This is a genomic window from Mycobacterium noviomagense (assembly GCF_010731635.1).
In the GTDB taxonomy this organism is placed as follows: domain Bacteria; phylum Actinomycetota; class Actinomycetes; order Mycobacteriales; family Mycobacteriaceae; genus Mycobacterium; species Mycobacterium noviomagense.
In genome coordinates this window covers 3348167-3372704 of record NZ_AP022583.1, presented here as the reverse complement: position 1 = coordinate 3372704, position 24538 = coordinate 3348167, and the positions used below count along the sequence as shown (strand labels likewise).

Here is a 24538-nt window from a genome sequence, read left to right as displayed (position 1 = left end):
CCGGCGGCGCGGTTCAGGTGACGCGCCGCAGCGCCGCCGGTGTGAGATCGCTCAGCAGTGGATAGCCATCGACGGCCATGATCAGGTCGGCTTCGGCCAGCAGCGCGCGCAGCACATGCACGATGCCGTCGACCCCGCCGAGCGCCAAGCCGTAAGCGTAGGGCCGGCCGACGCCCACCGCGGTTGCCCCCAAGGCCAGCGCCTTGACGATGTCGGCCCCGCTGCGCACGCCGGAGTCGAACAGCACCGGCAACCCGTCAGCGGCCTCCACGACGTCAGGCAAACAGTCCAGGGCGGGCAGACCACCGTTGGCTTGGCGTCCGCCGTGATTGGAGCAGTAGATGCCGTCGACGCCGCCGTCTTTGGCGCGCCGAGCGTCGTCGGGGTGACAGATGCCCTTGACGATCAGCGGCAGCTTGGTCAACGACCGCAGCCACGGCAGGTCATCCCATGTCAGCGAATTGCCGAACAGCTGAACCCAGCGCAGAACAGCCCCTTGCGGGTCTTCTTCCGGCGGGCGTTGCAGGCTGGCGCGGAACACTGGGTCGCTGATGTAGTTGCTCAGGCAGTGGCCGCGCAGCTGCGGGAAGTTCGCCGTGCTCAGATCGCGCGGTCGCCACCCGGGCACCCAGGTGTCCAGCGTCACCACGATGCCCTTGTAGCCCGCCGCTTCGGCACGATGCACGAAACTGGCGGCCAGCTCCCGATCGGTGGGTGTGTAGAGCTGGAAAAGCCCTGGGGTGTCGCCGAACTCGGCGGCGACCTGCTCCAGCGGGTCGGCGGTCAGCGTCGACACCACCATGGGCACACCGGTGCGGGCCGCGGCGCGGGCGGTCGCCAGGTCGCCGTGGCCGTCTTGGGCGCAGATCCCGATGACTCCGATGGGCGCCATGAACACCGGCGAGGGCAAGCGCAGACCGAACAGTTCGAGGGACAGGTCGCGGTTGGTGGCGCCGACGAACATTCGCGGGATCAGACCCCAGCGCTCGAACGCGGTGCAGTTGGCCCGCTGAGTTCGTTCGTCGCCGGCGCCGCCGGCGACGTACGACCACACCGAAGGCGACATTGCGGCTCGCGCTTTGGCCTCCAGTTCCGCGAAGGCCATGGGTAGTGACGGAAGAACGCCCGCCAAGCCGCGAAGGTAGATCTCGTTCTGGTAATCGGAGAACGCCACGACAATGAGAATGCCAGGCGGTGATCAGTCCGCGACCCCGGCCGCCTCCGCCTCGGCGAGCTCCTTCTTCCACTGCCGGAACGTCTCCTCGGTGCGACCGCGCCGCCAGTAACCGGAGATCGACGCCCATTTCGCGTCGACTTCGCGCTCCTTGCGGATGTACGGGCGCAGGTTGTGCATGACGGCCTGGGCTTCGCCGTGGATGAAGACGTGGACTTGGCCCGGCAGCCACTCGGTGGTCTTGACCGCTTCGATCAACGGTGCGTGATCGCCCGCCCGATCCTCGGGCACCAGATCGGACCGCCCGCCGCGATAGATCCAGTGCACCTGCACGGATTCCGGTGCGGTGAGCGGGATTTCGTCTTCGGGCCCGGCGATCTCGATGAAAGCCTTACCAACCGCGTTGTCCGGCAACGCTTCTAGGGCAGCGGCGATGGCGGGCAGGGCCGACTCGTCGCCGGCAAGTAGATGCCAGTCGGCAGACGGGTCGGGCGCATAGGCTCCCCCGGGCCCCATCAGGTACATCGGCTGACCCGGCTGGGCCGCCTCCGCCCATGGACCGGCCACCCCGTGCTCGCCGTGCACCACGATGTCGATGGTGAGCTCGCGCGCTGCGGGGTCTGCACGGCGCACCGTCATGGTCCGGATCACCGGTTGCTTTTCCGCAGGCAAGCCGCCGAAGCTGTCCAGGGTCAACGGCCGTGGCAGCTCGGCCACGTCGACGTCGTCGGGGACGAACACCATCTTGACGTAGGAGTCGCCGAATTGGCTGGGGACGAATGTGTCGAAGCCGTTTCCGCCAAGCACTACCCGAACCATGTGCGGCGCCAGTTGTTCGCGGCGCACCACTTCGAAGGTGTGGACTGGTCGACCCGCCACATCGCCTCCCCTCCAGAGTTGATCGTGTCGACTATACGAGCCGCGCTGCCGGCGGTGGCTGCTGTGTACCCGCTCGGACGATCCGCCAACAGCCGTCCCGGTGCTCAATCAGACCGGCGACCTCCAGCATCGCCAGCGGCCCGAACACCTGGGCCGGCGGCAGCCCGGACGCCACGGCAATCTCGTCGACGGTGACGGCTCCGCGGCCGGGCAACGCCTCGTAGACCTGGCGTTCGGCGCCGCTGAGCCCGTCCAAGGCGGTCGCGGGCCGCGGTTCATCCGGCGCCAATTCCCCAATGCGACCGACGAGCTCGATGACCTCGCTGGCGCGAGTGACCAACTCTGCGCCTGAGCGAAGCAGCGCGTGACAACCCGCCGACGCCGACGAGGTGACCGGACCGGGAACGGCGGCCACCACCCGGCCCAGGGTCCGAGCCCACGCAGCGGTGTTCGCGGCGCCGCTGCGCAGCCCGGCCTCGACCACCACCGCTGCGCCCGCGAACGCGGCGACCAGCCGGTTGCGGGTCAAGAACCGGTGGCGGGCGGGCCGCACACCGGGCGGGTACTCCGTGACCAGCAGGCCGTGCGTGCCGATACGGTGCAGCAGGGCGGAATGCCCTGCGGGATAAGGGATGTCGATGCCACCCGCGAGCACTGCCACGGTGACTCCGTCGGACGCCAGCGCGGCGCGGTGCGCTGTACCGTCGATGCCGTATGCGCCGCCGGAGACAACCGCGACGCCGCTTTCCGTCAGTCCTGCGGCAAGATCGGCAGCCACATGCTCGCCATAGGCAGTGGCAGCGCGGGTCCCGACCACCGCGGCGGCGCGATGCGCGGTTTCGTCGAGCCGAACCGGGCCCTGCGCCCACAACACCAGCGGCGGCCTGGCCTGTGGCTTGGCCTTGGCAGCAGAACCGTCGAACGCGGTGAAAGCAAGCGCGGGCCACTCGTCGTCGTCGGGGGTGATCAGCCGACCACCGCGGCGCAACAGCAGCTCGACATCGGTTGCGGACTGGTCGATTTCGTGCCTGACTTCAGTGCTGCGCGCCAGCACGTCGTCGACTTGCCCGCGCTTGACCCGTTCGGCGGCCTCGACCGGGCCGACACGTCGGACGAACGCCGCCAGTTCCGCGCACGGTGGTTCGGCCACTCGCGACAGATACGCCCATGCCCGCAGCGTCGGGTCGTCGGCCGACTGGCTCATCGTGACGCCCCCGGTTGGCGAAAGCTCAGTGCCGTGGCAACTTCGTCGACACCCGGCGATGTGCGGCCGGCCAAATCGGCCAATGTCCATGCCACCCGCAGTGTGCGGTCGACGCCGCGGATGCTGAGCAGACCGCGGTCCAGCGCGGCACGCAGCGGCGCCATCGCCACGCTGTCCAGGCGGAATTTCCGTCGCAGCAGGGAGCCGCTGACCTCGGCGTTGGTGCGGAATCCGTGTGGCCGCCACCGCTCGACCGCCGCGTCGCGGGCCTGCGCCACCCGGCTGCGCACCTGGGCCGTCGACTCCCCCTCAGTAACGGAGAACGCGCTGGCCCGCACCGGATGCATCTCGACGCGTAGGTCGACTCGATCGAGCAGCGGCCCCGACAACTTGCCCAGATAGCGGCGTTTCACCACAGCGGCGCACATACAGTCCCGCGGGTCAGAGGGCGCGCACGGGCATGGGTTGGCCGCTAACACCAACTGAAACCGCGCCGGGTAGGTCGCCACGCCGTCGCGGCGGGCCAGGCGAATCTGCCCGTCTTCCAACGGTGTTCGCAACGCCTCTAGCGCACTGACCCGGATCTCGGCGCACTCGTCGAGGAACAACACTCCGCGGTGCGCGCGGCTGACCGCGCCCGGCCGCGCCATCCCAGAACCGCCGCCGACTAGCGCGGCAACGCTGGAGCTGTGATGCGGCGCCACGAACGGCGGCCTAGTGATCAGTGGTGTCGCGTCCGAGAGCAGACCGGCGACCGAATGAATTGCGGTGACCTCCAACGACTCGCTTTCCGACAGCGGCGGCAGCAAACCCGGAAGTCGTTGGGCCAGCATGGTTTTGCCCACACCCGGCGGACCGGTCAGCATGAGATGATGCGCCCCCGCGGCGGCCACCTCCACCGCGAAGCGGGCCTGAGCCTGCCCCACCACATCGGCCAGGTCGGCCGACGGCTCGGGCGCAGCCGATACCTCGGTAATCCTCTCGTCCAGCGACGTCGCTCCACTTAGCCACGCCCGCAGCTGCCCGAGGGTGCGAACCCCCCACACGTCGATGCCGTCGACCAAACTGGCCTCAGCCAGGTTCCCCACCGGCACCACGACGGCCGACCAGCCCTCGGCCTTGGCCGCCACCACCGCCGGCAACACTCCGCGCACGGGACGCACCCGCCCGTCCAGCGCCAGCTCACCCAACAGCACCGTGGTCGCCAGCCGCTGCCACGGCTTTTTTCGCTGCGCCGACAGGACCGCAGCGGCCAGCGCCAAATCGTAGACCGACCCCATCTTCGGCAGCGTCGCCGGCGACAACGCGAGGGTGAGCCGGCTCATCGGCCACTGATTGCCGCAGTTGGTGATTGCCGCCCGCACCCGATCGCGGGATTCCTGCAGCGCGGCATCGGGCAGACCCACCAGGTGCACACCCGGCAGGCCCGAGGTGATGTCGGCTTCGATCTCGACGATCTCACCGTCCAGTCCGCGCACGGCGATGGAATATGCACGCCCCAACGCCATCAGCCGATCCCCTGCAGGTGCGTGATCTCCGGGGTCCGGTAGCGGCCGATCCGCACCCCGATGACGTCGATGCGCACGGCATTCCAACTCCGGTGTTGACCGGCAAGCCATAACGCTGCGAGGCGCCGCAGCCGACGGGCCTTCTGCGGGGTCACCGCATGCGCCAACCCTCCGAATCCGTCGCCGGTGCGCGTCTTGACCTCGACGAACACCAATGTGCAAGTGGCCGCGTCGGTAGCGATCACGTCCAGCTCGCCGTACCGGCAGCGCCAATTGCGGGTGACAATCTGTAGCCCCAACCGGGTCAGGTGATCCACGGCCAGTTGCTCGCCAAGTGCTCCCAGCTCGGCCCGGGTCAACGTCGTCATGCCGTCACCCTGCCCACGAGCGCCGACACCACAAGCCGGCAGCAAGGCCGCCACCGCGCCGCAGCGGCCAGTTATCCCCAGCCGCGCGTTGTTCCACAGCAATCCTGAAGTGGGTGGCAACCGGAATTGACGTTTGACGCCGGGCGCCGAGGTGACCATAGTGAGCAAATTAGGCCCATCGGGCGGGCAGACTATATAACTGACTCCTGCCTACCTGGTCGTCGCCGGTGACCAACGCCGCCGACAATTGCCGACCGGGCATATTGAAATGAGGGATCGACTTGGCGGACGAACTAACCGCCGGCCCCGGTACGTCACCGCCGGGTCCCGCAACAGCAGATCCCGCGACAGTGTTCGCCGCACTTGCCGAGATCATCTACCAGGGCTCTGACCCCAATGAGGTGTACGCGGCCATCTGTCTCGCCGCCACCCTGACCGTGTCGGGATGCGACCACGCCAGCCTGTTGGTGCGCCGCAATGGTCACTACGTCACCGTCGGCGCCAGTGACCGGATCGCGATGCTAATCGACGACTTTGAACGCAGTGTCGGCGACGGGCCGTGCCTGGACGCCATCGAAGAGGAAACCCCGCAGATCGAGCCGGATCTGACCACCCCGTGTCAATGGCCGCAGCTCGCGGCCCGGCTCGTCGCCGAGACACCGGTGCGCGGCGCGATGGGATTCCGGATCTTGATCGATCGTCGAAAAGGCGGCGCGCTCAACCTGTTTAGCGATACCCCGAACAGCTTCAACGCCGAGTCAGCGGGACAGGGTGTGGTGCTGGCAGCGTTCGCCAGCGTGGCGATCAACGCGATCCGCCAGGGCGAGGACGCGGCCACGCTGCGACGCGGGCTGCTCAGCAACCGCGAGATCGGCAAGGCCGTCGGCATGCTGATGCTGCTGCACAACTTTTCCGAGCAGGAGGCGTTCGAACTGCTGCGGCACCACTCCCAGGACTTGAACATCAAGCTGGCCGACGTGGCTCGCGCGGTCATCCACAATCGAGGCCAGCTGCCGTCCGGCACCGACGGCCTGCTTGCCCCAGGGGTGTAGGCCCGAGTCACAGCGCCGCGGCCAGCGCCGTCAGCGTCTCCGCCGACGAGTACGTCGGCTGCCAACCGAGGTCGCGTTTCGCCTTCGTGGTATCCATCACCACCGACACGCGGGAGACATGCAGCCATTCGAGCGCCGACGGGATGAACGGCAACCGCGAAATCGCCGCAGACGCCACCGAAGCGGCGGCGGCCGGCACGCGTACTGGTCTGCCGCCCAGCGCCTTTGCCACGTCGGAGACGGTGATCGTCCCATCGCCGGCGAGGTTGTATGCGCCGGGAGGTGCCGGTGCGGTGGCGGCCAACGCGATCGCGGCTGCCACGTCGTCGTGGTGGACGAGCTGTAGCGGGAAACCCGGATCGGGCACCACCGGCTTGAGCACCGGGACCAGTCCGGTCACTGCCCGGATCGGAGCGGGCAGTTGGTTCCACGGCATCGCGTCGGCCAAGGCGCGAGCCTTAGGCCCGGCGACGATGCAGGGGCGCAGGATAAAAACCTCCAACGAAGAGCCCTCGGTGATTTCGGCGAGCGCGGCCTCACACGCGGCCTTCTGTTCGGAGTAGTAGTGCTCGGGTGATCCGCGCGGCGGCACGTCCTCGGTCAGCGGCACGGGGTTATCGGCGTGATAGCCGTACGCCGCCACTGAGGAGGTGTACACCAGGCGCCGCGGCCGCTGGGCGGCGACCGTCGCCTCGAAGACATTGCGGGTGCCCTGCAGATTGATCCGGGCGCTCTCTTCGCGCGAACCCATGATGATGAACGCCAAGTGGATGACCACGTCGGCGTCGGCGACCAGCGCGTCGACTGCGTCGCGATCCAAGATGTCGCCCTGTTGGTAGGTGGTCTTTTCCCACCCCAGCGTCACCGGGTCGAACGGCCGACGCGCCATCCCGACGATTCTCTCCACCGCGGGTTCGTGCTCCAACGCTGTCACTGCTGATATACCGATTTCTCCGGTAGGGCCGGTGACGGCCACGGTGAGTCCCATCCGGCAATTCTTCCCGCCAGCCCAGCGCGCGAAACCCTACGCGACCGGTGGGGTGTGAGGCACGCTGAGTGTGGTTACTAAGGGAAGAGAAAACTAGCGCGGGAGAAGAGTCATGGAGCTGATGCCACCGGCCGATTCGATGTTCCTCCTTGGCGAATCGCGTGAGCGCCCGATGCACGTCGGCGCCCTTCAGCTTTACCAGCCCCCCGAGGACGCCGGTCCCGACTTCGTGCGCGAATCCTATGAAGCGATGCTGGCGCAAACCGATGTGCAGCCGCTCTTTCGCAAACACCCGGCGTTCTTCGGACCCGTCACCAACCTGGCGTGGTCGTTCGAGAAGGAGATCGAGCTCGATTACCACTTCCGCAGATCCGCGCTGCCCACTCCCGGCCGAGTGCGTGAGCTGCTGGAGCTGACCTCCCGGCTGCACGGCAACCTGCTCGACCGCCATCGCCCGCTGTGGGAGGCGCATCTAGTGGAAGGCCTGAACGACGGCCGTTACGCGGTCTACATAAAATTCCACCACTCACTGCTCGACGGAGTGTCGGCGATGAAAATGCTGCAACGCTCGTTCAGCACCGATCCCGATGACGACGAAGTCAGAGTGCCGTGGTCACTCAAGCAACGCAAACACAAGAGCGGCGGAGGCGGTCCGTCGGCGCTGCAGAAATTGACCAGCGCCGTGGGTGGGGCCGCCGCACTGGCGCCATCGACATTGTCGCTGGCACGCGCCGCCCTGCTGGAACAACAGTTGACGTTGCCGTTCCGGGCGCCCAAGACCATGTTCAACGTCCGGATCGGTGGCGCTCGACGTGTAGCGGCACAGTCGTATTCGTTGGACCGGATCAAAGCCGTCAAGAATGCCGCCGGCATCACCGTCAATGACGTCGTCCTGGCGATGTCCGCGGGCGCCCTGCGTGCCTACCTGCTCGAACAGAACGCGCTTCCAGACACCCCGCTGATCGCCATGGTCCCAGTGAGCCTGCGCAAGGAAGACGGCGGCGGCGGGAACGCGGTTGGCGCGCTCTTGTGCAACCTAGGCACCCACATCGAAGACCCCGCGAAACGTTTGCGGGTGGTCACCGAATCGATCAGCGACAACAAAAAGGTGTTCATCGAGCTGCCGCAGGTGCAGCAACTCGCACTATCCGCAACAGTCGTCGGCGGGCTGTTCCTCGGGATGATTCCTGGTTTCATCCGAACCGCCCCGCCACCGTTCAACATTGTTATTTCCAATGTGCCAGGCGCTCAAGAGCAGCTGTATTGGCGCGGTACACCGCTGGTCGGCAACTATCCGCTGTCGATTGCCCTGGACGGACAGGCAATCAACATCACGGTCGCCAACAACGCCAAGAACCTCGACTTCGGCCTGGTCGCCGCCAGAGGCAATGTGCCACACATGCAGCGCATGCTCGAATATCTGGAGACGTCGCTGAAAGACCTGGAACGCGCCGTCGGAGTTTAGCTCGCGTTACTCGGGGAGCCGCAGCTCGGGTTTCTCGACTTCCTCGATGTTGACGTCTTTGAAGGTCACCACACGCACCTGCTTGACGAACCGGGCCGGCCGGTACATGTCCCACACCCAGGCGTCGGCGAGTCGCAGCTCGAAATAGACCTCGCCGTCGGCGTTGCGCGGCACCATCTCGACGCTGTTTGCCAGGTAGAAGCGCCGCTCAGTCTCCACGACGTAGCTGAATTGGCCCACGATGTCCTTGTATTCGCGGTACAGCGAGAGCTCCATCTCGGTTTCGTACTTCTCGAGATCTTCGGCACTCATTTGCCCAGCCGTCCTTCTCCCTCGGCAATTTCCCCGGGTCCCATCTTCCCCCACCCGTTTCCACCGAGTAGGTCAGGTGTAGTCGACTTGAATTCCGTCACCACCCGGGTACCCGATGCCGTTGCCACCCGACGGACGTTGATGAACGAGTGGCGGTGCTCCGAGCAAGGGCCCAAAGCGGTCAACGCCGCGCTGTGCCCGGGCGTGCAGTAGCCCTTGTGTTCGGCAAAACCGTAGCCGGGATGCTGGGAGTCCAGCGCCACCATCAACCGGTCCCGACTGACCTTCGCCAGCACGCTGGCCGCGGCGATGCAGGCCGCCGTCGCGTCGCCGTCGATCACCGGCAGGGACGGCATCGGCAGTCCCGGCACCCGAAAGCCGTCGCTGAGCACATAACCGGGGCGCACCGGCAAACCGGCCACCGCTCTCCGCATGCCCTCGATGTTGGCGACGTGCACCCCCCGCCGGTCGACTTCGGCCGGCGAAATGAACACCACGTGGTACGCCAGCGCGTATCGGCGAATCACCGGAAACAGCTTCTCGCGAGTCTTCTCCGTGAGTTTTTTCGAATCATCAAGGGCGGCAAGGCTTTCCAGTCGTCCCGGGCCGAGCACACAGGCTGCCACGACCAGCGGTCCCGCGCAGGCGCCGCGGCCCACCTCGTCGACCCCGGCCACCGGTCCCAAGCCGCTGCGATACAGAGCGGATTCGAGGGTGCGCAACCCGGAGGATTTGCGGATCACCGTCCGCGGCGGCCACGTGGTGGCCATGGCTACTGACCTTGTTGCGGGTTCACCGACTTCACTGTGCCCCAGCGCGACGGCGGCCACACGATGAATCGGGCCTTGCCGATGACGTTGCTGACCGGCACCGTGGCCGACATCGGGTCGCCGGTGCAGAGCAGACCCTTCAGCGCGTCCGCCGGCACGCTGGTGCAGTGGGCCCGCGAGTCCGCCGAGTGGGTGCGGTTATCGCCCATCACCCACAGCCGTCCCTGTGGAACGGTGACCGGCCCGAACTCGCCGCCCAGACACGGGTACACCGACGGGTCTGCCATCATCGTCGCCGGATTCAGATAGGGCTCCTTCAACCGGGTGCCGTTGACCGTCAGGCCGGTGGTGGTCCGGCACTGCACGGTCTGGCCCCCGACCGCGATGACGCGCTTGACCAAGTCGTTCTCGTCGGGCGGAACGAAGCCGACGAACGACAGCCCGTTCTGCACCCAGCGCACCACGGTGTTGTGTGAGCGGATCGACTTGTACCCGATGTTCCACGACGGCGGTCCCTTGAACACGATGACGTCGCCGGGTTGCGGCGAGCCGAACCGGTAGCTGATCTTGTCGACCATGATGCGGTCACCCACACAGCCCGAACACCCGTGCAGGGTGGGCTCCATGGACTCCGAGGGGATCAAGTAGGGCCGCGCCACGAATGTCAACATGACGTAGTAGAGCACCACCGCGATCGCGGCCAGGATCGCCGCTTCCCGCATCGCCGCCCGCTTATTGCGTTTGGGCTCTTGCGCGCCCTCTTCGACGGCTGCTGTATCGCCGGCGGCGGGATCGCGGGTAGCGACTTGGGGCTCCGCCGGATCGGAATCGGCTTGGCGCTCAGGCGATGAGTCGGCGGTTTCGGTCACGACATCAGCCTAGAGGCGATCGCAAGCGCGGCGGAGCCGGGCGCAGCGGGTCGCCGACCGGGGGCGTAGGCAGGTGGTCCGATTCGAGTCGTCAGGCGGGATGACGACCAGGCCGGCCGCGCTCAGCGCTTCTCTTTGATCTTGGCTTTCTTGCCGCGACGCTCGCGCAGGTAGTAGAGCTTGGCGCGTCGAACGTCACCGCGAGTCACCACCTCGATGTGGTCGATGTTGGGCGAATGCACGGGAAATGTGCGTTCGACACCGACGCCGTAGCTTTCCTTGCGCACGGTGAAGGTCTCGCGGATGCCTCCGCCCTGTCGGCGGATCACCACGCCCTTGAACACCTGGATGCGCTGCTTGTTGCCCTCGATCACCTTGACGTGCACGTTGACCGTGTCGCCGGGGTTGAAGGCCGGGATGTCGTCGCGCAGCGACGCCTTGTCGACGAAGTCCAGCGTGTTCATTTCGACGGGCACTTCCTTGCGGTCGCGGCTGCGGGACACTGCCCACGAAACGTGAGGCGATCACCGAGCCGATGATTTCGGGCATCTGAGCGTATCTCGTAACGGGCGGGCGCAGCCGGCCCACCGGCAGCTGTTGGAGACAACTGGTCAATTGTGCCAGATGGGCCTCTCCGCAGCGAAATCACAGGGAATCACCGCCCGTCGCTAAGCCGCAAAGTCGGCCACGGGTGGTAGATATTACGGAGGCCTAACTACAGGAATGGGAAAGCCTCGGCTTGACCGCCGGGCAGGTGCAGTGCGGCACGTTCACTCCGTGATCTCTACCGTCTGAGGAGGGGCATGCGACCGCGGCCGCCAATGCTACGCATCGCCACAGTGGTGATGCTGATCGCGTTGCTGGCCGGCTGCGAGGCCAAGGTGTACGGGGCGTCCGCTGCCAAGCCGCCAGCACGGCGCAGCACCCCTGTTGCACCGCTGGTCCAGGCCATCGCCCCGCTGCCATTGGCACATGCCGGTCCGCTGGGCGGACTGCAAGCCCGAATCCAGCAGGCCAGCGACCAAGCCGCCGCCGACGGCGCCACCCTCTCGGTGGCGGTGCTCGACCGCGCCACCAACCAGCTGATCGCCAGCGGCAATACCGAGGTCATCGCGACAGCATCGGTCGCCAAGCTGTTCATCGCCGACGAACTGTTGCTGCAAGAAGCTCAGGGCCGGACCACGCTGTCCGCCGACGACCGCAGGTCATTAGACGCGATGCTGCAGTCATCCGACGACGACGCCGCGGAGAGGTTCTGGAGCCAGGCCGGCGCCGAGCAGATCATCACCCAGGTCGCGAGCCGCTACGGGCTGGCCTCCACGCAACCGCCCAGCGACGGGCGCTGGTGGAACACCATCAGCTCGACACCCGATCTGGTCCGCTACTACCGGATGCTGCTCGACGGCGCCGGCGGGCTGCCGCCCGAGCGGGCCAAGGTCATCATTGACGACCTCGCCCGGTCTACGCCTACCGGAGTCGACGGCTACCCGCAGCGGTTCGGCATCCCCGACGGTCTGTATGCCGAACCGGTTGCCGTCAAGCAGGGCTGGATGTGCTGTATCGGCGAGGACTGGACGCACCTGTCGACCGGCGTGGTCGGCCCGGACAGCCGCTACGTCATGGTGGTCGAGTCGCTGCAGCCTTCTGACGATGCCACCGCGCGGGACACGATCACCAAGGCCGTCAAGACCATGTTCCCCACCGGCCGTATCTGACCGCGAGCAGCTGCCAGGGGGGCTTCGCCCCGCGGTGGAAGATGAAAATTAGCACTGGCCGTTCGGCTGGGTGGGTGGTTGCTTCGCGGGCCGGTGCGGGTTGACGCTTTAGGGGTGTTTCGGTGACCCCGTTGCGTCTGTGTTGCCGGTGAGCACGGCGAGCAGCTTGGTGGCTGGAGGGCACCCCCTGGTGGTTGTGCGGGGGCGGTGGATTGTTGCCTGTGAGCACGTGAGTGAGACTCCTGTTTTGTTTTCGCCCTCTCCGAAACACGCTCCACCACAAGATATCTGGACGGAAAGGGTGTGATCGGCCATGGAGGTGATCCATCCGCGGTGCGCGGGCATTGATGTGTCGAAGAAAGACGCGAAGGTCTGCGTTCGGGTTCAGGGCCGAGGGCGGCGTGGCACGTCGACAACGGTCAGTACGTGGGGGTCGACCACCGGCGAGATCCTGGCGTTACGCGAGCATCTGCTCGCTGAGCGGGTCTCCTGTGTGGTGATCGAATCCACCTCCGATTACTGGAAGCCGTTTTACTACCTACTCGAAGGCCAGCTGAACGTGATGCTGGTCAATGCCAAGGCGGCGCGCAATGTGCCCGGGCGCAAGACCGATGTCTCGGATGCGGCGTGGCTGGCCGATCTGGGCGCCCACGGGCTGCTGCGCGCCTCGTTTGTGCCGCCGGGGCCGATTCGGGTGTTACGCGATCTGACCCGGGCTCGCACCACCATCACCCGGGCGCGCACCAAAGAGATTCAGCGGCTGGAGAAGCTGCTCGAAGACACCGGAATCAAACTCTCCGCGGTGGCCTCCAACATCGTCGGAGTCTCCGGGCGGGCAATGCTAGAAGCGCTGATCGCCGGCCAACGCGATTCGGTGGTCCTCGCTGATCTGGCCAAACAACGGATGCGTCAAAAGATCCCAGCGCTCACCGAGGCGCTGCGCGGACGGTTCACCGAGCATCACGCCTTTATGGTGCGGTTGTATTTGGATCGCATCGATGCCCACACCGCCGATATCGCCCGCCTGGATGCACGCATCGAGGAGGCGATCGCTCCTTCGACCCATCCGGGAGTTGCTGATGAGCATCCCGGGCTGGTCGCGGCTGGTGGCCGATGTGTTCATCGCCGAAACCGGTGCGGACATGAGCGTATTTCCCACCGCCGCGCACCTGGCGTCGTGGGCCGGGGTGGTGCCGGGCTGCGACGAGTCAGCAGGCCGGGTCAAATCGGGCGCCACCCGCCCGGGCAACCGTCACCTTAAAGCCGCGCTCGGCGTGGCAGCCCTGTCGGCCGCTCGCACCAAAGACACCTACTACAGCATCCGCTACCGGCGCATCGCCGGCCGGCGCCGGGCCGCCCAATCGCGCAGAGACAAAACCGCCGGTATGTCGATCGCCGGCCAGATCGCCCTAGTCTCCATCGAACACAAGATGCTCACCGACGCCTGGAACATGCTGACCAACGGCGCCTTCTACCGCGATCCCGGCCCCGACTACTACACCCGACACCAGCCCGGCAAAGCCAAGGCACGAGCCATCAAGCAATTGGAGAGCCTGGGATACAAAGTCACCCTCGAGCCACCCACCCAAGCCGCCTAACACCTAATGCCAGCGACTCATCAGCAAGGGGTCGCCTCATTTTCGAGTGAGACGCAAAAGCACTCGATTCCACGGCGTTTCAGGGGCTTTCGCGTCTGCTCGGCGGAAGCAGATCTGGACGACGCTCCGCAGTGCGCTGCCGTGCAGCCTGCTCGCGCCAGGCTGCGATGCGCGCGTGATCACCGGAGAGCAGCACCTCGGGAACGTCAAGGCCACGCCAGCTCGGGGGCCGGGTATAGCTAGGCCCTTCGATCAGGCCTCGGGAATGCGAGTCGTCTTGGTGCGACAGTGGATTGCCCAGCACCTTGGGCAGTAGCCGCAGCACCGCCTCGATCATGACCAGCGTCGCCGACTCCCCGCCCGGCAGCACATAGTCGCCAATCGAGACCTCTTCGACCCGCATCCGGCGCGCGGCGTCATCCATGACCCGCTGGTCGATGCCCTCGTATCGGCCGCAGGCGAACACAAGGTGCGCCTCGGTGCTCCAGCGCTGGGCGGTGGCTTGGTTGAACAGCACACCAGCTGGCGTCGGCATAACGAGAAGCGTTTGTCTCGAACAGATTTCATCCAGGGCTTCGCCCCACACCGGCGCCTTCATCACCATCCCGGGCCCGCCGCCGTAGGGTGTGTCGTCCACCGAGCGGTGCACGTCGTGGGTCCAGCGCCGCAGGTCGTGCACATGCAGCTCGACCATGCCCGATTCGATCGCCTTGCCGGTCAACGACTGCCGCAGCGGGTCGAGGTACTCGGGGAAGATCGTCACAACGTCGATACGCACTAGGTCCCCAACTCCAACAGGCCGTCGGGCGGGTCGATCTCGACAGTTCCCGAGTCCAGCGACACCGACGTCACGATCGCGCTGACGAACGGCACCAACAGCTCGCCGGCGTCATCGCGGTTGACCGCCAGCAGTTCACCCGCGGCGGTGTGGAGCACTTCGGCCACAGTGCCGATGTCCTGGCCCGTCGTCGTGCGCACCCGAAGACCTTCCAGTTGATGGTCGTAGTATTCGTCCGGGTCGTCGATCGGCGGCAGGTCGTCGGAGTCGATCACCAGCAGCCTGCCGCGCAGCGCGTCGGCCGCATCCCGGTCAGCCACCCCGGTCAGCCGCACCAGAAGTCGCCCGCCGTGCGGCCGGACTGCATCGACAACATAGCTGCGCTCATCGTCAGATCCCTTGGCGCGCAATACCGATCCCGGGGCGAACCGGGTATCGGGCTCGTCGGTGCGGACTTCGACGACGACTTCGCCGGTGACGCCGTGCGCTTTGACCACGCGCCCGACCACCAGGTCCATGAGCCTTGCGTTTCCGCTACTGGTCGGTGTCCACCACGTCGACGCGAATGCCGCGGCCACCGATGCCCGCGACCAGTGTGCGCAACGCGGTCGCGGTGCGTCCTCCGCGGCCGATCACCTTGCCGAGGTCATCGGGGTGCACGTGCACTTCGACGGTCCGGCCACGCCGATTGGTCACCATGTCGACCCGGACATCGTCGGGGTTGTCGACGATGCCGCGGACCAGGTGCTCGACCGCGTCGACGACGACGGTGCTCATCGCGCCACTCAACTCTCGGTCGCCGCTTCGCCCGCGGCCGGCAGCTCAGCCTGCTCGGCCGTCGCCGGCTCAGCCTGCTCAGGCTCAGGGGCTTTTTCCGGCTCAGTCGTCTTGTCGGCCTCAGCGGCTTTCTTGGCCGCGGCTTTCTTGGCCGGGGCCTTCTTCTTCGGTGTCGCGGCCTCGGTGGTGGGCCCACCTTCGGCGGCGGCGAGCGCGGCGTTGAACAGCTCAAGCTTGCTGGGCTTGGGTGCCGGGGTCTTCAACTTGCCCTCGGCACCGGGCAGTCCTTTGAACTTCTGCCAGTCACCGGTGATCTTCAGCAGCTTCAAAACCGGCTCGGTGGGCTGAGCGCCCACGGACAGCCAGTACTGGGCACGCTCGGAGTTGATCTCGATGAGGCTCGGCTCTTCTTTGGGGTGGTAGCGGCCGATGATCTCGATCGCGCGGCCGTCGCGGCGGGTGCGCGAATCGGCGACGGCGATGCGGTACTGGGGATTGCGGATTTTGCCAAGCCGAGTGAGCTTGATCTTCACAGCCATGATTAAGCGACATTCTCCTGTGGGTGTCACGCTGCAATTCAGCGACCGTGGCGGGCTGCCAGGGTCCGGTTTTGCCTCGCGTGTCTGTCTCGCCATGCGACAGCTAAAAAGGCAAGTCACGCGGCGGACAGCCGCCAATTGTGCCAGAACGCGCCGTCCCGTCGAAATCTGCCGGACTCCTGTATCGCGAGCAGCTGCCAGGGGGGCTTCGCCCCGCGGTGGAAGATGAAAATTAGCACTGGCCGTTCGGCTGGGTGGGTGGTTGCTTCGCGGGCCGGTGCGGGTTGACGCTTTAGGGGTGTTTCGGTGACCCCGTTGCGTCTGTGTTGCCGGTGAGCACGGCGAGCAGCTTGGTGGCTGGAGGGCACCCCCTGGTGGTTGTGCGGGGGCGGTGGATTGTTGCCTGTGAGCACGTGAGTGAGACTCCTGTTTTGTTTTCGCCCTCTCCGAAACACGCTCCACCACAAGATATCTGGACGGAAAGGGTGTGATCGGCCATGGAGGTGATCCATCCGCGGTGCGCGGGCATTGATGTGTCGAAGAAAGACGCGAAGGTCTGCGTTCGGGTTCAGGGCCGAGGGCGGCGTGGCACGTCGACAACGGTCAGTACGTGGGGGTCGACCACCGGCGAGATCCTGGCGTTACGCGAGCATCTGCTCGCTGAGCGGGTCTCCTGTGTGGTGATCGAATCCACCTCCGATTACTGGAAGCCGTTTTACTACCTACTCGAAGGCCAGCTGAACGTGATGCTGGTCAATGCCAAGGCGGCGCGCAATGTGCCCGGGCGCAAGACCGATGTCTCGGATGCGGCGTGGCTGGCCGATCTGGGCGCCCACGGGCTGCTGCGCGCCTCGTTTGTGCCGCCGGGGCCGATTCGGGTGTTACGCGATCTGACCCGGGCTCGCACCACCATCACCCGGGCGCGCACCAAAGAGATTCAGCGGCTGGAGAAGCTGCTCGAAGACACCGGAATCAAACTCTCCGCGGTGGCCTCCAACATCGTCGGAGTCTCCGGGCGGGCAATGCTAGAAGCGCTGATCGCCGGCCAACGCGATTCGGTGGTCCTCGCTGATCTGGCCAAACAACGGATGCGTCAAAAGATCCCAGCGCTCACCGAGGCGCTGCGCGGACGGTTCACCGAGCATCACGCCTTTATGGTGCGGTTGTATTTGGATCGCATCGATGCCCACACCGCCGATATCGCCCGCCTGGATGCACGCATCGAGGAGGCGATCGCTCCCTTTCGACCCATCCGGGAGTTGCTGATGAGCATCCCGGGCTGGTCGCGGCTGGTGGCCGATGTGTTCATCGCCGAAACCGGTGCGGACATGAGCGTATTTCCCACCGCCGCGCACCTGGCGTCGTGGGCCGGGGTGGTGCCGGGCTGCGACGAGTCAGCAGGCCGGGTCAAATCGGGCGCCACCCGCCCGGGCAACCGTCACCTTAAAGCCGCGCTCGGCGTGGCAGCCCTGTCGGCCGCTCGCACCAAAGACACCTACTACAGCATCCGCTACCGGCGCATCGCCGGCCGGCGCCGGGCCGCCCAATCGCGCAGAGACAAAACCGCCGGTATGTCGATCGCCGGCCAGATCGCCCTAGTCTCCATCGAACACAAGATGCTCACCGACGCCTGGAACATGCTGACCAACGGCGCCTTCTACCGCGATCCCGGCCCCGACTACTACACCCGACACCAGCCCGGCAAAGCCAAGGCACGAGCCATCAAGCAATTGGAGAGCCTGGGATACAAAGTCACCCTCGAGCCACCCACCCAAGCCGCCTAACACCTAATGCCAGCGACTCATCAGCAAGGGGTCGCCTCATTTTCGAGTGAGACGCAAAGCCCCCCGGCACGCCGACGGATTAGGGAAGTTTGCGTCTGCTGACGATCTGGCGTCAGGGACTCTGGTCGAAGCACTTGGCCTCGACACGCCGGCTCATCCGCCACCCCTGCGCCGTCCGCACGAACTCGTCGTCGTACCACAGGCCCAACAGCATGGTGCTGGGCTTTTCGCCGCCGAACACCATCGGGTTGAAACAGAAGGTACGCGCGGTGGCGGTGTCGCCGTCAAGCTGGATCGACGGCAGGCCCAGCATGTGGGCGTAGTTGGCGAAGTTGGGCAACACCTCGGCCAGCCACGCCTTGACCTCCGGATAGCGGCCGACTATCCCGTCGAAGGCGCTGTAATCGATATAGGCATCCGGGGTGAACACGTCATCGAGGTCGTCGAATCGACGCGAGTCGATGGCGGCGGAGTAATTCACTAACAGCTGCTGGATCTCTAGTCGATCGGAGATTTCGGCCTGGCTCAACATGGGAATTGATTGAACACGATGCCGCGGCGACGGCTACGCTCAGCGACCATGCGAAAGCTTGTGTCATGTTTCGCTGTCGCGTTCGCCGCCGTGGTCGGGTGGCAGGTTCCTCCGGCATCGGCCGACGCCGGGACGCAGCCGGTCGGGTCGGTAGCAATTCCCGACGGCCCGGCACAGACCTGGATCGTCGCCGACCTCGACAGCGGGCAGGTGTTGGCCGCCCGCGACGAGAACGTGCGCCACCCGCCGGCCAGCACCATCAAAGTGCTGTTGGCGCTAGTGGCGTTGGACGAGCTGAACATGGACTCGACGGTCGTCGCCGACACCGCGGATACCCAGGTGGAGTGCAGCTGCGTCGGAATCAAACCCGGCCGCACCTACACCGCACGCCAGCTGCTCGACGGCCTGCTGCTGGTGTCGGGAAACGATGCGGCCAACACGCTGGCCCACATGCTGGGCGGCCAACAGGCTGCCGTGGCCAAGATGAACGCCAAGGCGGCCGCACTCGGTGCGGCCAATACCGAGGCGGCGACCCCGTCGGGTCTGGACGGGCCAGGCGGCTCGGGCTGGTCGACTGCGCATGACCTGGCCGCCATCTTCCGGGCGGCCATGGCCAATCCCCTGTTCGCGCAGATCACCGCCGAGCCGTCGGCGCCGTTTCCCGGCGACAACGGCGAGCGGCAGATCGTCAACCAAGACGAGCTGCTGCAGCGGTACCCCGGAGCGATCGGCGGCAAGACCGGGTTCACCAACGCCGCCCGCAAGACGTTCGTCGGGGCCGCTGCCCGCAATGGCCGGCGACTGGTCATCGCGATGATGTATGGCCTGGTGCACGAGGGCGGACCCACCTACTGGGACCAAGCCGCCGGTCTGCTCGACTGGGGATTCGCGCAAGGCCCGCAGTCGGCGATCGGCACGCTGTAGCTGATCCACGCCGGGTCGGCCCTGCGGTCGAGTGCCTCCTGGGCTACTCTGGCCAATGCCGTTGCATGCACTTCTGCAGTAGTCGAATGCGGCTTACCCGGCATCGCGTCGACACGTCGACGGCTCCAGTGGGTTGAGGCCAACAGCCCTTACCGACATTCCGCTGATTCAGAGGCGCCATAGGTGCGCGCAGGAACACGAGGACTCATCATGGCCAACCACCAGGACGTTACTGCTGCCCCTCGACCCGGCCAGAGCGACATCAACGTCGACGAAATGTGGGTTGATCGCCTGGCCGTAATATCCGTGAGCGGCTGCGTCGACATGCTGACCGCTCCGTTCTTGACCGAGGCAATCGACTCCGCGCTGGCCAAAGCCCCGTCCGGCATCGTCGTCGACCTGTCCAAGGTCGACTTCCTTGCCTCTGCCGGCATTAGCGCGCTCATCGCGGCCAGCGACAGCATCGGCCAGTCGGGTCGATTCGGCGTGGTAGCCGACGGAGCGGCCACTCACCGTCCGCTCACCTTGCTCGGTGTCGATGAGCTCATTTCGCTGTACCGCACTCTGGACGATGCGCTGAGCGAACTCGCCGATGCATGACCGCGGCCCCGTCCGGGTCGGCTTGTCATCATGAACCAGTCCAGTCAGCCAGCAATTCGCTGTGTCGAGGAGTCACCAAGCTTCATCCGAGTGCGCTTCGATGCTGACCCCGTCGCTGCGGCACAGATGCGATCAGAACTCAGAAACTGGCTTGCGCAGCACTTCGCGCCCGACGACGAGCGAGTCAACGACGTGCTGTTAGCCGTCTACGAAGCGATGGCCAACGCCGTGGAGTTCGCCTATCTGGGCCGACCGGAAACCGGCACCGTCGAGTTGTCCGCAACTCGTGCATCCGACTGCCTGACCGTCACGGTGAGCGATCACGGCAAGTGGCATTGGCCGACCGCGGATCCGGAGGATCCGTCGCCAACTTCCCGGTTACGCGGCCGCGGCATTCCATTGATGAAGTCACTCGCCGACGAAGCGAAAATCCACACCTCGGAGACCGGGACGCGGGTGCATCTGGTGTGGACCGGCCTGTCCTGAGTCTCGGCTCAGCTCAATCGCCGGCCGGCACTTGAGCTATGGCGTCGAGCAGCGACACCAGCAGCGGTATCCGCTGCGCTTCGATATCGGGTTGGGGCAGCACCGCTTGCACAATCGCGGCGCCGTCGAATGTGTTAGCGACCATGGCCACCACAGCGGGAAAAATGTCTTCCGGAAATCTCTCGGCGCCAGGAAGCGCCCCCGCGACGTCGTAGATCTTCGAGCTGTACTGCTCGAGGACGCTTTGCAAAGTCCCCTTCAGCTTTTCGTCGGTGCGCGCAGCCACCATCAGTTCGTACAACACCGCGTTTGTCGAATTACGGGTGGTGTCGCGAAGAATGGTCAGCACCGCCTCCAAAGGTGGCCTGTCGGCGGGTATTTCGGCGACCTGTTTGGTGAACAAGTCGAGCTGGCGCCGCGACACCTCGGTCGCCGTGGCCGCCATGAAGTCGCCCATGGTGGCGAAGTGACGAAACAGCGCGCCGTCGGATACGTTGGCGCGCTTGCTGATCGCCGCCGCCGATGCTCGGGCGTATCCGACCTCGGCGATGGTTGCGATGCTGGCGTCGAGCAGTCGCGCAACCGTTTCGTCGCGGCGTTGTTGCTGAGTTCTCGCCATGTCAGACGTGTGCCTCGTGATGTTGGTGGCCCGCTGCCCGCAAGAACCGGCCCGACTTGGCCGTCTTTCCGTAGCCATCCCGGAACTCCCCGTGTCGGCACACCACCGCGCCGCCCACACCGGTCGCGACGACCGCTGCATCGTTGCGATTGACCATGCGGCGCAGTCCGCCGTAGAACCCAACCGCCTCCTCGTAGTAGCCGTCCACCGAGTCGTCCAGACCGGCCGGATCGATGACCACGAAATCCGCGCGGTCGCCCTGTCGCAGGGTGCCGGCATCCAGGCCGAACCAGTCGGCCACTTCGGCGGTCAGCCGATACACCGCGCGCTCGACGCTGAGGAAAGGGCTGCCCGCGCGCTGCGCGTCGAGCACGCGCCTGAGCAGCCGTAGCGGATAGTTGTAGAACGCCATATTGCGCAGGTGCGCGCCCGCATCGGAAAAACCCATGTGGATACTCGGTTCGGCGGCAAGCTTGTCGAGCTGCTTGGGCCGATGATTGGCAACCGTGGTCGTCCACCGGACATTTCGCTCACCGTTTTCGACCAGCACGTCGAGGAAAGCATCCAACGGATGCACGCCGCGCTCATCGGCGATCGCCCCAAAGCTCTTGCCGATCAACGACTTATCCGGGCACTCGACGATCACCGCGTCATAAAAGTCGCGATGCCACAAGGCCGGCCCAAGCTTTTTGCGGTCGAATTCGCGGCGGAACTCGCGCCGGTAGTCGATGTCGGCGAGCAGTTTGTTGCGCTGAAGCTGGTCGCGCAGATGCAGTGCTGCGGTGCCTGCGCCGAACTCCTCGAAGACCGGCAAATCGATTCCATCGGAATACAACGTGAACGGCACGGGCAGGTGCTGCAGTCGAACCTGCGAGCCCAGCAACGCGTTGAGCAGCCGCGTCCCCGGCCCGAAGACATACACCGCCCCCGGCGCCGACTTGGTGTCCGCTGACACCAGAAGGCTCATCCGCACTGGTTTACGGCGCCCGAACATGGGGCTGCTGGACAAGAAGAACAGCAGCGCCGACGACGGCTTGGCGACATTGGGTGCGCTCTGCAGAATCCGGCGGCGCCTGCGCAGAACCTCGATCAGCTTGCGCCGTTCACGCCAGGTTGCGAACGTCGACGGCAGCGCGCGCGACCGGTATCGGTCGCCGTCGAGTTTGTCGATGGCCGCATCCATTCCCGACATACCCAATAGCCCTGCGTCGAGCGCCTCGTCCAGCAAGGCCGCCATCCGCTCCAACTCGGCGTCGCTCGGCCGTACGTCGGGGTCGGTGGCCCGGCCCAGGCCGAGCACTGCAGTCCGCAGATCCGAATGTCCGATGAGCGAGCCTACGTTCGGCCCCAGCGGCAGATTCTCAAGTGCGGCAACGTAGTCCGCGGCTGTTGACCAAGTCTTCTCGGCTTGTAGCGCGCCGAACACGTACTCGCGTGGCACCGCCTCGACCCTGCTGAACAGGTCGGCGGCGTCGGCGGTGTCGGCGTAAACTGTTGACAGCGAACAGTTTCCCAGCAGCACCGTGGTGACGCCGTGGCGCACCGATTCGCGCAATCCCGGGTCCAGCAGCACCTCGGCGTCGTAATGGGTGTGCACATCGATGAAGCCCGGGACGGCCCACTTGCCGGCGGCGTCGATCACCTCCGGGCAGCCGGTCTCATCCAGCGGTTCAGTGGATACCGCTGCGACGATGCCGTTGCGGATTCCCAGCGAGCGCGGCTGCGGCGAACGGCCGGTGCCGTCGAACCACAAGCCGTCGCGGATGATTATGTCGTAGCTCACGGTGCCTCCCGGGGGTGTCCAGAGACCGTAACACGGTTAGCAAGTGCTTACAATCTTTTTATGCGCCGTGTCGCCGCGACCCACCTGAAGGATCAGCGCGTGCGGGTCGTAGTGGGTGGGGTGCTGGGTAGCGGGCTGGGTATGACGAGCCCCGGGGGAACGTCGCCGACCCGCGCGGCCACCGCGGGGATGACGATCTGGCCTCCCTTTTGGGCGCATTCGTCGGTCTCGACGGTCACGGTCATCACGCCGCGCAGCGGGCCGTGCTCCTGCGGTTGCAGTGAGATGACCTGCGTGGTGGTTTCGTTTGCTGTCGTTCCGTTCGGTCCGAGGCATGGGAACTGGACGGTCTCCGGCCGTGACTGCCAGGCGCCGTCGCGGAAATCCAGAACGAGCACGTGGGTGCCGGCCGTCGTACTGACCTTTTGGTGGTTGTCGTCGTCGAGCAAGATTGCGCTGGCGACACACCCCGCAGCCGTGCACGAGCTGCGAAAAGCCCACCAGGTGGTCACGTTCGGCGGCTGAGGGTCGGGCGCGTCGTTGTAGGTTTGCTGCGCTCGGTTGACGTCGACCTGGTACGTGCCGTCGAGCGGGGCAGGCGGCGCTGCCGGAGTTTTGCTGGTCGGGGCTGCGGCCGCGGCTGTGGTTCTTGTCGTCGGGATGCCGACCTGAGGCGCCGTCGCCTGGTTATTGCGACTGAGTGTGATGCCGGCCAGCACGCCGATCAAGGTGAGCACCACCCCCGCCGCCGACCCGAGCAAGATCCACGGCCACCGGCGACTCGTCGTGACAGGTGCTGAACTGGGCGGCCCGGTGGTGCGCCGTCGAGGGAGCCGCCGCGCGAGCGCCGTCATTACCGACTGGCGGCCTCCGCTGCGAGGTTTGTAGGGCGAGGCGCCCGCTTCGGCTCGGCTGTCGACCGTCGCTTCGTCGGGGTAATCGAGGGTGAGAACGGCCTCCGGGCTGCGATCACCGGCTGAGACGCCGGCCATCCCGCTCAGCGCGTCGGCGAACTGGCGACAGCTGGGAAAGCGGTCGGCGGGGTTGTCGGCAAGGGCGGTCGACAGCGCGCGGTCGAGAGGCCACAAATCCGGGTGCCGGTCCACGAGTTTGGGTGGCGCCGCGTTCAGCCGTTGACTGATGTCGACATCCTGGTACGGTGGCGCACCGGTGAGCAGATGAAATGCGCTGGCGGCCAGCCCGTACTGGTCGGCGCGCCAGTCGATGCGCGAGCCAGTCAGCTGTTCGGGCGCGGCGTAGGCGAGCGTATCCGCGGTCAGCTCCCTGCGCGCCAGCCGTCGCGCGGTACCGATTTCGCGTGCTAGACCGAAGTCCGCCAACAGGATTCGTGGTTCACCGCCGCCCGGATTCGTCAGAAAGATGTCGGCCGGTTTGACAGCGCGGTGCAATATTCCGCGTTGGTGCGCGTAATCCAGTGCCCAGGCGATGGCAGCGATGATGGACAGCGCCTCACCGGCGGGCATCCCGGCCGGAAAGTGCTCGCGCATGAGCTGCGCGGCGTTGACACCGTCGAGGTACTCCATCGCGATCCACAGCTGTCCTTCGAACTCGCCGCGGCCGTACACCTCCACGATGTGCGGGTGATACAGCGTTGCGGCGATCTCGGTCTCGCGCTGGAACCTCTCGCGGAACTTGCGGTCCGCCGTCATCGACCGAGGAAGGACTTTCAACGCGTCCTGGCGGGGCAGCGCCGGATGCTGAGCCAGATAGACCTCACCGCTGGCGCCAGTGCCCAGCATCCGAACGATGGTGTATCCAGCAAAGGTCGACCCAGGGGCCAACGGCATTCACCG

General features: G+C 66.0%; 24 protein-coding genes and 2 pseudogenes. 8 read left to right on the top strand and 18 right to left on the bottom strand.

The window, feature by feature from the left end; all coding sequences use genetic code 11:
- Positions 1 to 13: 13 nt before the first annotated feature.
- Genes G6N15_RS15920 through G6N15_RS15900 form a run of 5 tightly spaced genes read right to left on the bottom strand, consistent with a single transcriptional unit; the run spans position 14 to position 5133 of the window.
- Positions 14 to 1174: a lactate 2-monooxygenase gene (locus G6N15_RS15920; RefSeq protein WP_083087979.1), complete on the bottom strand. Its 1161-nt coding sequence runs from the start codon at positions 1172 to 1174 to the stop codon at positions 14 to 16.
- A 24-nt stretch (positions 1175 to 1198) separates the two neighbouring features.
- Positions 1199 to 2053 (bottom strand): siderophore-interacting protein, encoded by an 855-nt coding sequence (locus G6N15_RS15915; RefSeq protein WP_083087980.1) that lies wholly within the window; start codon positions 2051 to 2053, stop codon positions 1199 to 1201.
- 31 nt (positions 2054 to 2084) lie between these two features.
- Entirely contained in the window at positions 2085 to 3257 is a 1173-nt protein-coding gene (gene dprA / locus G6N15_RS15910; RefSeq protein ID WP_163748101.1) for a DNA-processing protein DprA, read from the bottom strand.
- A complete protein-coding gene (locus G6N15_RS15905; protein WP_083090071.1) occupies positions 3254 to 4765 on the bottom strand; it encodes a YifB family Mg chelatase-like AAA ATPase in 1512 nt (503 codons plus the stop codon). The genes dprA and G6N15_RS15905 overlap by 4 nt, the downstream gene beginning before the upstream one ends.
- Entirely contained in the window at positions 4765 to 5133 is a 369-nt protein-coding gene (locus G6N15_RS15900) for a YraN family protein (protein WP_083090070.1), read from the bottom strand. The genes G6N15_RS15905 and G6N15_RS15900 overlap by 1 nt, the downstream gene beginning before the upstream one ends.
- 281 nt (positions 5134 to 5414) lie before the next feature.
- Between G6N15_RS15900 and G6N15_RS15895 the strand changes: the two genes are divergently transcribed.
- Positions 5415 to 6185: a GAF and ANTAR domain-containing protein gene (locus tag G6N15_RS15895; protein WP_083090069.1), complete on the top strand. Its 771-nt coding sequence runs from the start codon at positions 5415 to 5417 to the stop codon at positions 6183 to 6185.
- A gap of 7 nt (positions 6186 to 6192) precedes the next feature.
- On the opposite strand, the gene G6N15_RS15890 is transcribed toward G6N15_RS15895, so the two are convergent.
- Complete coding sequence (locus G6N15_RS15890) at positions 6193 to 7173, bottom strand: NAD-dependent epimerase/dehydratase family protein (protein ID WP_083090068.1); 981 nt, start codon at positions 7171 to 7173, stop codon at positions 6193 to 6195.
- Positions 7174 to 7285: 112 nt separating this feature from the next.
- Here G6N15_RS15890 and G6N15_RS15885 point away from each other — a divergent pair, with 112 nt between their 5' ends.
- Positions 7286 to 8638, top strand: coding sequence for a WS/DGAT/MGAT family O-acyltransferase (locus G6N15_RS15885; protein WP_083090067.1), 1353 nt, complete (start codon positions 7286 to 7288; stop codon positions 8636 to 8638).
- 6 nt (positions 8639 to 8644) lie between these two features.
- Here G6N15_RS15885 and G6N15_RS15880 read toward each other — a convergent pair whose 3' ends face one another.
- The 4 genes and pseudogenes from G6N15_RS15880 to rplS form a co-directional block, all read right to left on the bottom strand.
- Complete coding sequence (locus G6N15_RS15880; RefSeq protein ID WP_012393608.1) at positions 8645 to 8950, bottom strand: DUF2469 domain-containing protein; 306 nt, start codon at positions 8948 to 8950, stop codon at positions 8645 to 8647.
- Positions 8847 to 9720 (bottom strand): annotated as a pseudogene (locus G6N15_RS15875) (ribonuclease HII). Before G6N15_RS15875 ends, G6N15_RS15880 begins: the two are co-directional and overlap by 104 nt.
- A 2-nt stretch (positions 9721 to 9722) precedes the next feature.
- Positions 9723 to 10589 carry a signal peptidase I gene (lepB, locus tag G6N15_RS15870; RefSeq protein ID WP_083090065.1) on the bottom strand — a complete coding sequence of 289 codons (867 nt, stop codon included), beginning with the start codon at positions 10587 to 10589 and terminating at the stop codon, positions 9723 to 9725.
- Between the two features lie 122 nt (positions 10590 to 10711).
- The gene (gene rplS / locus G6N15_RS15865; protein WP_083090072.1) at positions 10712 to 11053 is read right to left on the bottom strand and encodes a 50S ribosomal protein L19; all 342 of its coding nucleotides are present in this window, start codon (positions 11051 to 11053) and stop codon (positions 10712 to 10714) included.
- Positions 11054 to 11392: 339 nt separating this feature from the next.
- Here rplS and G6N15_RS15860 point away from each other — a divergent pair, with 339 nt between their 5' ends.
- Together G6N15_RS15860 and G6N15_RS15855 are read left to right on the top strand one after the other, a co-directional pair.
- Complete coding sequence (locus G6N15_RS15860) at positions 11393 to 12304, top strand: serine hydrolase (RefSeq protein WP_083090064.1); 912 nt, start codon at positions 11393 to 11395, stop codon at positions 12302 to 12304.
- A gap of 313 nt (positions 12305 to 12617) precedes the next feature.
- Positions 12618 to 13902: pseudogene (locus G6N15_RS15855) on the top strand (IS110 family RNA-guided transposase).
- A gap of 79 nt (positions 13903 to 13981) precedes the next feature.
- On the opposite strand, the gene trmD reads toward G6N15_RS15855, so the two are convergent.
- Genes trmD through rpsP form a run of 4 tightly spaced genes read right to left on the bottom strand, consistent with a single transcriptional unit; the run spans position 13982 to position 15996 of the window.
- Positions 13982 to 14680 carry a tRNA (guanosine(37)-N1)-methyltransferase TrmD gene (trmD, locus tag G6N15_RS15850; protein ID WP_083090138.1) on the bottom strand — a complete coding sequence of 233 codons (699 nt, stop codon included), beginning with the start codon at positions 14678 to 14680 and terminating at the stop codon, positions 13982 to 13984.
- Positions 14680 to 15198 carry a ribosome maturation factor RimM gene (gene rimM / locus G6N15_RS15845; RefSeq protein WP_083090137.1) on the bottom strand — a complete coding sequence of 173 codons (519 nt, stop codon included), beginning with the start codon at positions 15196 to 15198 and terminating at the stop codon, positions 14680 to 14682. Before rimM ends, trmD begins: the two co-directional genes overlap by 1 nt.
- A 16-nt stretch (positions 15199 to 15214) precedes the next feature.
- Positions 15215 to 15457: an RNA-binding protein gene (locus tag G6N15_RS15840; protein ID WP_029114920.1), complete on the bottom strand. Its 243-nt coding sequence runs from the start codon at positions 15455 to 15457 to the stop codon at positions 15215 to 15217.
- 8 nt (positions 15458 to 15465) lie between these two features.
- Positions 15466 to 15996: a 30S ribosomal protein S16 gene (gene rpsP / locus G6N15_RS15835; protein WP_083090136.1), complete on the bottom strand. Its 531-nt coding sequence runs from the start codon at positions 15994 to 15996 to the stop codon at positions 15466 to 15468.
- 497 nt (positions 15997 to 16493) lie between these two features.
- On the opposite strand from rpsP, the gene G6N15_RS15830 reads away from it, so the two are divergent.
- Entirely contained in the window at positions 16494 to 17780 is a 1287-nt protein-coding gene (locus tag G6N15_RS15830; protein ID WP_163748099.1) for an IS110 family RNA-guided transposase, read from the top strand.
- A 112-nt stretch (positions 17781 to 17892) separates the two neighbouring features.
- Here the strand turns inward: G6N15_RS15830 and G6N15_RS15825 are convergent, their stop codons facing one another.
- On the bottom strand, positions 17893 to 18312 hold the full coding sequence (locus G6N15_RS15825; protein ID WP_083088152.1) for a nuclear transport factor 2 family protein: 420 nt from the start codon (positions 18310 to 18312) through the stop codon (positions 17893 to 17895).
- A 48-nt stretch (positions 18313 to 18360) separates the two neighbouring features.
- Here G6N15_RS15825 and G6N15_RS15820 point away from each other — a divergent pair, with 48 nt between their 5' ends.
- The 3 genes from G6N15_RS15820 to G6N15_RS15810 all read left to right on the top strand — a co-directional run bounded on the left by G6N15_RS15820 (position 18361) and on the right by G6N15_RS15810 (position 20322).
- Complete coding sequence (locus G6N15_RS15820) at positions 18361 to 19236, top strand: D-alanyl-D-alanine carboxypeptidase family protein (protein WP_083088151.1); 876 nt, start codon at positions 18361 to 18363, stop codon at positions 19234 to 19236.
- 210 nt (positions 19237 to 19446) lie between these two features.
- Positions 19447 to 19836, top strand: coding sequence for an STAS domain-containing protein (locus tag G6N15_RS15815; RefSeq protein WP_083088150.1), 390 nt, complete (start codon positions 19447 to 19449; stop codon positions 19834 to 19836).
- A gap of 90 nt (positions 19837 to 19926) precedes the next feature.
- Entirely contained in the window at positions 19927 to 20322 is a 396-nt protein-coding gene (locus G6N15_RS15810) for an ATP-binding protein (RefSeq protein WP_232070249.1), read from the top strand.
- Between the two features lie 13 nt (positions 20323 to 20335).
- On the opposite strand, the gene G6N15_RS15805 is transcribed toward G6N15_RS15810, so the two are convergent.
- The 3 genes from G6N15_RS15805 to G6N15_RS15795 all read right to left on the bottom strand — a co-directional run bounded on the left by G6N15_RS15805 (position 20336) and on the right by G6N15_RS15795 (position 24532).
- The gene (locus G6N15_RS15805; protein ID WP_083088148.1) at positions 20336 to 20941 is read right to left on the bottom strand and encodes a TetR/AcrR family transcriptional regulator; all 606 of its coding nucleotides are present in this window, start codon (positions 20939 to 20941) and stop codon (positions 20336 to 20338) included.
- 1 nt (position 20942) lies between these two features.
- Complete coding sequence (locus G6N15_RS15800) at positions 20943 to 22724, bottom strand: N-acyl-D-amino-acid deacylase family protein (RefSeq protein ID WP_083088147.1); 1782 nt, start codon at positions 22722 to 22724, stop codon at positions 20943 to 20945.
- A gap of 92 nt (positions 22725 to 22816) precedes the next feature.
- On the bottom strand, positions 22817 to 24532 hold the full coding sequence (locus tag G6N15_RS15795) for a serine/threonine-protein kinase (protein ID WP_083088146.1): 1716 nt from the start codon (positions 24530 to 24532) through the stop codon (positions 22817 to 22819).
- Between the last annotated feature and the right edge of the window lie 6 nt (positions 24533 to 24538).

What these genes read in the sequence shown, in the direction of transcription:
- G6N15_RS15795 (WP_083088146.1), bottom strand. Translation starts at nt 24,532, where the DNA reads ATGCCGTTGGCCCCTGGGTCGACCTTTGCTGGATACACCATCGTTCGG.
- G6N15_RS15880 (WP_012393608.1), bottom strand. Translation starts at nt 8,950, where the DNA reads ATGAGTGCCGAAGATCTCGAGAAGTACGAAACCGAGATGGAGCTCTCG.
- G6N15_RS15830 (WP_163748099.1), top strand. Translation starts at nt 16,494, where the DNA reads ATGGAGGTGATCCATCCGCGGTGCGCGGGCATTGATGTGTCGAAGAAA.
- rpsP (WP_083090136.1), bottom strand. Translation starts at nt 15,996, where the DNA reads ATGGCTGTGAAGATCAAGCTCACTCGGCTTGGCAAAATCCGCAATCCC.
- dprA (WP_163748101.1), bottom strand. Translation starts at nt 3,257, where the DNA reads ATGAGCCAGTCGGCCGACGACCCGACGCTGCGGGCATGGGCGTATCTG.
- G6N15_RS15900 (WP_083090070.1), bottom strand. Translation starts at nt 5,133, where the DNA reads ATGACGACGTTGACCCGGGCCGAGCTGGGAGCACTTGGCGAGCAACTG.
- G6N15_RS15815 (WP_083088150.1), top strand. Translation starts at nt 19,447, where the DNA reads ATGGCCAACCACCAGGACGTTACTGCTGCCCCTCGACCCGGCCAGAGC.
- G6N15_RS15825 (WP_083088152.1), bottom strand. Translation starts at nt 18,312, where the DNA reads ATGTTGAGCCAGGCCGAAATCTCCGATCGACTAGAGATCCAGCAGCTG.
- G6N15_RS15820 (WP_083088151.1), top strand. Translation starts at nt 18,361, where the DNA reads ATGCGAAAGCTTGTGTCATGTTTCGCTGTCGCGTTCGCCGCCGTGGTC.
- G6N15_RS15905 (WP_083090071.1), bottom strand. Translation starts at nt 4,765, where the DNA reads ATGGCGTTGGGGCGTGCATATTCCATCGCCGTGCGCGGACTGGACGGT.
- rimM (WP_083090137.1), bottom strand. Translation starts at nt 15,198, where the DNA reads ATGGACCTGGTGGTCGGGCGCGTGGTCAAAGCGCACGGCGTCACCGGC.
- G6N15_RS15885 (WP_083090067.1), top strand. Translation starts at nt 7,286, where the DNA reads ATGGAGCTGATGCCACCGGCCGATTCGATGTTCCTCCTTGGCGAATCG.
- G6N15_RS15890 (WP_083090068.1), bottom strand. Translation starts at nt 7,173, where the DNA reads ATGGGACTCACCGTGGCCGTCACCGGCCCTACCGGAGAAATCGGTATA.
- G6N15_RS15840 (WP_029114920.1), bottom strand. Translation starts at nt 15,457, where the DNA reads ATGAGCACCGTCGTCGTCGACGCGGTCGAGCACCTGGTCCGCGGCATC.
- G6N15_RS15860 (WP_083090064.1), top strand. Translation starts at nt 11,393, where the DNA reads ATGCGACCGCGGCCGCCAATGCTACGCATCGCCACAGTGGTGATGCTG.
- G6N15_RS15805 (WP_083088148.1), bottom strand. Translation starts at nt 20,941, where the DNA reads ATGGCGAGAACTCAGCAACAACGCCGCGACGAAACGGTTGCGCGACTG.
- rplS (WP_083090072.1), bottom strand. Translation starts at nt 11,053, where the DNA reads ATGAACACGCTGGACTTCGTCGACAAGGCGTCGCTGCGCGACGACATC.